The sequence below is a fragment of the Streptomyces sp. NPDC032126 genome (genome assembly GCF_055580085.1).
In genome coordinates this window covers 1,981,841-1,983,559 of sequence record NZ_JBVIMA010000001.1, presented here as the reverse complement: position 1 = coordinate 1,983,559, position 1,719 = coordinate 1,981,841, and the positions used below count along the sequence as shown (strand labels likewise).

The following is a 1,719-nucleotide window of genomic DNA, read 5'->3' as shown; positions in this document are numbered from 1 at the left end:
CCGCTGGCATCTGGCACAACTGGACCACCGGCGCCAAGATCAAACGATCTCTCATCGCCTACGACCACTGAGAACATCGGACTCATTCATCTAGGGGTCGACGGCAAGGCGGCGTGGTCGGGGGCTGGGCGCTCGGGGCGCGGGGCTCCTGGTCCGCAGCGGCCCCACGAAGCCGCATGCGAAGCGGCTGGGCCGTCGAAGATCGCGCCTTTCCGATTCCGTCGAGTGGCCGCCAAAACGACTTCATGAGAGATTGAGAGCATGGTAGGCACGCCGACTCTTCAATCATTCGGGCACGGGTCTATAACACAGAACGGTCGCAGCGCAATTGGCAATCGCGTTGTGTCAATCATCCTCGCGGAATACAGTGACTTCCCGCCGCTGAGCAACACACATCCTAATCCCGCCGATTACTATTTCAAACTTACTACTGGTGCGTCAACATCACCACCCTTCTCGACTCGGGATCCGGTCAACCCGGCGAGTTTGTTTGAATACTTCCTAGAGAACAGCAACAACAGGTTTGTGCTAGGCCCTGCACTACTCGACGATGTGCAGCTCGGCCCTACCCCGTCAAACGATATCAGCGCAGAGCAGCAATTCGCTGACATACTGCGCCTCTTTTACGATGAGAACAAAGTCAACGTTCTCATCGGGGATGACATCAACGAGGACGGCCAGGTCGGCCCCGACGAACAGTGTGCCCTGATAATCCGGAATATAACCGGGGCGTGGCCGTTAAATAGAGTCAACAATCCCGTGACGTTTGCTTTGCCGCCACGGGATGAGACTCTCGTGACGCGCTGTGCCGGCGTCGGACCTACCACGCCTTTCTATCAGATAGCCCATGAGATGTCTCACTCACTGGGCACGGTCGACCTCTACAATTCCGGAGTTCTGCCCTCCAACGCCAACAATATGCTTTTGACCCTGATGGGTGCTTACTCTTTTACGAGCGACGACCAGGGTACGGTGCACCTGGACATATGGCACAAGCTCGCGCTCGGGTGGGCTGAACCCCGCATATTCGATCTTTCGGTTCATGGCGAGACGCACGTGGACACCACGGCGGACGGCGCCGTGCTGCTATGGCACCCCACCCACGAAGCGAGAGAGTACTTCCTGATCGAGCGCCGGGGGCCGGCTCTGCCGGGGCGGAAGTACGACGCGAGCTTCCCGGACGACGGCGTGCTGATCTGGCGTGTGCAGGGAAGGATGCCCACGCATCTGGGCGCGCCGTATCTCACTCCAGGTGGTCCCGGAGTGTGGCGTGTCGGGCAGAAGACACCGCTGCTGATATGGAGCGACGGGGATCTGACCGGCGTCCAGATCTCCGTGACCGAAGCCGATGACGGCAAGCTACACGTGGCCTGGCATTCCCCGGTGACTCTGAGGAAGGATGCCGTGGGCCCGCTCGGCCCGTTCGTAAAGCAACTTCAGCGCTCCCTGAACGACCTCGTTCCTGGAGATCCGATCGCGATCGACGGAGTTTTTGGTCCGATTACGGAAAGTCGGGTTCGGGAATTCCAACGGCGCGCCGGAATCACCGATGACGGTGCCGTGGAAATGCAAACATGGGGGGCCATTACGAAGCTCGCTCCCAGGCCCGGTGACGCAGGCACACCGACGCTGCGGAAAGGTTCTCAGGGTGTGGCAGTGATGCGGCTTCAGCAGCTCCTCAACGAGCGCACTCTGGATTTGGCTCCGATCGCAGTCGAC

The 1,719-nt window shown here is 59.8% G+C and carries 1 protein-coding gene; it reads left to right on the top strand.

The annotated features are described in order from the left end of the window. Positions 1-342: 342 nt before the first annotated feature. The coding region (locus tag ACZ5NW_RS08490; RefSeq protein WP_468742944.1) for a peptidoglycan-binding protein at positions 343-1,719 on the top strand (1,377 nt) is incomplete at its 3' end.